Below are 4142 nucleotides of genomic sequence, written 5' to 3'. Positions count from 1 at the left end.
ACCAGCTCGTCGGCCCCGGCCAGCCGCACCGCGGCGCCGAGCAGCGGGTGCCCGGGCGCGGCCAGCCCGGCGCCGGACAGGTCGCCGGTGCGCCAGGCGACGGCGTCCGGCCAGAAACGCTGCCGCTGGAACGGGTACGTGGGCAGGTCGACCGGCGCGCCGCCGCCGGTCAGCGGCGTCCAGTCCACCGGCGTCCCGCCGGCGTACGCCTCGGCGAGCGCGCCGAGCAGCGCGGCCGCCTCGGTCCGTCCGGCGCGCAACGTCGGTACGACCACCGGTCCGGCGTCGTCGCCGAGGCAGTCCCGGATCATCCCGGCCAGCACCCCGTCCGGCCCGACCTCCAGGTACGTGCCGACGTGGCGCTGCCGCAGGTGGGTGATCCCGTCGGCGAAGCGGACCGCCTCGCGGACGTGCCGCACCCAGTAGTCGGGGTCGCGCAGCTCGTCCGGCTCGGCGATCCGACCGGTCAGGTTGGACAGCACCGGCAGCGTGGGGGGTTCGAGGGTGAGCCCGTCGACGACGGCCCGGAAATCGTCCAGCATCGGCGCCATGAGCGGGCTGTGGAACGCGTGGCTGACCCGCAGCCGGCGGGTGCGTACGCCCCGCTCCCGCCAGTGGCGGTCGAGGTGGTCGAGGGCGTCCGACGCGCCGGAGACGACCACGGCGGCCGGGCCGTTGACGGCGGCGACGCCGACCCGGTCGGCGTATCCGGCGAGCGCGGCGGTCACCTCGTCCTCGGGCGCGGCGACGGCGAGCATCCCGCCGCCGTCGGGCAGCGCCTGCATGAGCCGCCCGCGCGCGGCGACCAGGGCGCACGCGTCGGGCAGGGAGAGCACGCCGGCCACGTACGCGGCGGTGATCTCGCCGACCGAGTGGCCGCCGACCAGGTCGGGGGTGACGCCGAACGACTCGACCAGGCGGAACAGCGCCACCTCGACGGCGAACAGCGCCGGCTGGGTGAACTCGGTGCGGTCCAGCAGCGCCGCCTCGGGGGCGCCCTCGGGGGCGAAGAGCACCGGGCGCAGCGGTCGCGGCAGCAGCGGGTCGAGGCGGCCGCAGACCTCGTCGAGCGCGGCGGCGAAGACCGGGAACGCCCGGTACGCCTCGCGGCCCATGCCGGTGCGCTGCGCGCCCTGGCCGGAGAAGAGGACGGCGAGCCGGCCGGTGCGCGCGGTGCCCTGCACGACGGTGGAGGACGGCTGGCCGGCGGCGACGGCGGCCAGGCCGGTGAGCAGGCCGGTGCGGTCGCGGGGCAGCAGGACGGCCCGGTGCTCGAACGCGGAGCGCCCGGTGGCGAGCGCGTGACCGAGGTCGGGCAGCGGCACGGCCGGGTTCGCCTCGACCCAGGCGGCCAGCCGGTCGGCCTGGGCGCGCAGCGCGTCGGGGGTGCGGGCGGAGAGCACGCACGGGGTGCCGAGGTCGGCGGTGACGCGGGCGGGCGTGGTCGGTGCGGGGGCCGGCTCGGGGGCCTGTTCCAGGATGGCGTGCACGTTGGTGCCGGAGATGCCGAACGAGGACACGGCGGCGCGGCGCGGCCGGTCGACCGCCGGCCAGGGCGCGGTGGCGGTGGCCAAAGTGACCGCGCCGGTGGTCCAGTCGACGTGCGGGGACGGTTCGTCGGCGTGCAGCGTCGGCGGCACGGTCCCGTGCCGCATGGCGAGGACCATCTTGATCACNGGCGGCGGCCTGGGTGTGGCCGATGTTCGACTTGACCGAGCCGAGCAGCAGCGGCTGATCCCGGTCCTGCCCGTACGTGGCGAGTAGCGCCTGCGCCTCGATCGGGTCACCGAGGGCGGTGCCGGTGCCGTGCGCCTCGACCACGTCCACGTCGGCCGGGGACAGCCGGGCGTTGGCCAGCGCGGCCCGGATGACCCGCTGCTGCGAGGGGCCGTTGGGTGCGGTGAGCCCGCTGCTGGCGCCGTCCTGGTTGACCGCGCTGCCGCGCAGCACCGCCAGGACGGGGTGGCCGTGGCGGCGGGCGTCGGAGAGGCGTTCCAGCAGCAGCATGCCGACGCCCTCGGCGAAGCCGGTGCCGTCGGCGCCGGCGCCGAACGCCTTGCACCGCCCGTCGGGTGACAGGCCCCGCTGGTGGGCGAACTCGGCGAGCATGCCGGGGGTGGACATGACGGTCACGCCGCCGGCCAGCGCGAGCCCGCACTCCTGCTGGCGCAGCGCCTGGGCGGCCAGGTGCAGCGCGACCAGGGAGGAGGAGCAGGCGGTGTCGACGGTGACGGCCGGGCCCTCCAGGCCGAGCAGGTAGGAGATGCGGCCGGAGGCGACGCTGCCGGCGCTGCCGTTGCCGACGTACCCGTCGAGTTCGTCGCCGCCGCCGACCGCGGTGCCGGCGTAGTCGTGGTAGATCAGGCCGACGTAGACGCCGGTGCTGCTGCCGCGGACGGTGAGCGGGTCGATGCCGGCGCGTTCCAGCGCCTCCCAGGAGGTTTCCAGCAGCAGCCGCTGCTGCGGGTCCATGGCGAGCGCCTCGCGGGGGTTGATGCCGAAGAACGCGGCGTCGAAGTCGGCGGCGTCGTAGAGGAAACCGCCGTGCCGGGGGGCGGGCCGGTCGTCGCTGTCGCCCAGGTCGGCCAGGTCCCACCCCCGGTCGGTGGGGAACGGCGCGATGACGTCGGCCCCGGCGGTGACCAGGTTCCACAGGTCCTCGGGGGTGCGGACGTCGCCGGGGAAGCGGCAGGCCATGCCGACGACGGCGATCGGCTCGTCGACGGCGGTGGTCACGGTGGCGGCCGGCGCGTCGGCGGGGGCGGCCCGGCCGCCGATCTCCCGGTCGAGGTGGTCGGCGAGCACCACCGGGGTGGGGTGGTCGAACGCGACGGTGGCGGGCAGCCGCAGTNTGGCGGCGGCGAGCCGGTTGCGCAGCTCGACCGAGGTCAGCGAGTCGAAGCCGAGTTCCTTGAACGGCCGCTGCGGGTCGACGCCGTCGGCGGAGCGGTGCCCGAGCACCGCGGCGACGCTGGCGGCGACCAGGTCGAGGAGCTGGCCGCGCCGGGCGGCGGGGCTGAGCGCGGCGAGCCGCTCGGCGAGGGAGAGGTCCGTCCCGGCACGCGTGGCGGCCCGCCGCCGGGCCGGGCGGATCAGGTCACGCAGCAGCGCCGGCACGCGGGCCGGGTCGGGCGCGGCCGGCACGTTCATGAGTACGGTGTGCGCGCCGCCGTGCCGGTGGGCCGCGTCGAGCAGGGCGAGCCCTTCGGCGTCGGTGAGCGGGGCGCTGCCGGCCCGGATGGCCCGCCGGTGCTCGCCGTCGTCGAGGTGGGCGGTCATCGTGCTGGTGGTGGCCCAGAGTCCCCAGGCGAGGCTGCTGGCGGGCAGCCCGTGGGCGCGGCGGTGGGNGCGTCGCCGCGATCGAGGAGAACAGCACGAACGCCGACAGGTCCCGATGCGCGGTGGCCTGGTGCAGCGCCCACGCGGCGTCCACCTTCGGTCGCATCACCCGCTGCACCGCGTCCGCGTCGAGGGAGGTGATGGTGGCGTCGGCGATGGTGCCGGCGCAGTGGTAGACGGCGGTCAGGTCGACGCCGTCCAGCAGCGCGGCGACCGCCGACCGGTCCGTCAGGTCGACGGCGACGGCCCGTACGGCCGCCCCGGCGTCGGTCAGCTCGTCGACCAGCGCCGCGTACGCCGGGTCGTCGGCCGGGGCGCGGCGGGCGGCCAGCAGCAGGTTGCGGGACTGGCCGGTGGCGACGAGGTGGCGGGCCAGCAGGCCGGCGAGGGTGCCGCTGGCGCCGGTGACCAGCGTGGTGCGGTCCGGGTCGGCCGGTGTCGGCACGGTCAGCACCACCTTGCCGACGTGCCGGGCCTGACTCAGGTGCCGCAACGCGGTTCGGGCCTGCCGCACGTCCCAGGTGCGCACCGGCAGCGGCCGCAACGCGCCGCGCTCGAACAGGTCGAGCAGTTCGGTCAGCATCTCGCCGATGCGCTCGCCGCCGGCGGAGTTGAGTTCGAACGCCCGGTAGGTGACGCCGGGGTGCTCGGCCGNACCGCAGCGACGCGTCCACGAACTCACCGGCCAACGCGTCGAGCACCACGTCCACGCCCGCGCCGCTGGATGCCTGCGCGAACGCCGCCTCGAACTCCGTGGTCCGCGACGACGCGATCCGCTCCTGCGCCACACCCAGCCCCCGCAG

At 76.8% G+C, this 4142-nt stretch carries 1 protein-coding gene and 1 pseudogene; both read right to left on the bottom strand.

Annotated features, from left to right (window positions below):
* Positions 1–2982 (bottom strand): annotated as a pseudogene (locus tag B1205_RS33520) (type I polyketide synthase); the annotation flags it as partial.
* A 115-nt stretch (positions 2983–3097) separates the two neighbouring features.
* Positions 3098–3922, bottom strand: a complete 825-nt coding sequence (locus tag B1205_RS33095) for an SDR family NAD(P)-dependent oxidoreductase (protein WP_441338539.1) — start codon at positions 3920–3922, stop codon at positions 3098–3100.
* Positions 3923–4142 lie beyond the last annotated feature (220 nt).

The sequence above is a fragment of the Micromonospora sp. NBS 11-29 genome, from assembly GCF_002140155.1.
Lineage (GTDB): Bacteria > Actinomycetota > Actinomycetes > Mycobacteriales > Micromonosporaceae > Micromonospora.
This window is presented reverse-complemented; position numbering and strand designations above follow the sequence as displayed.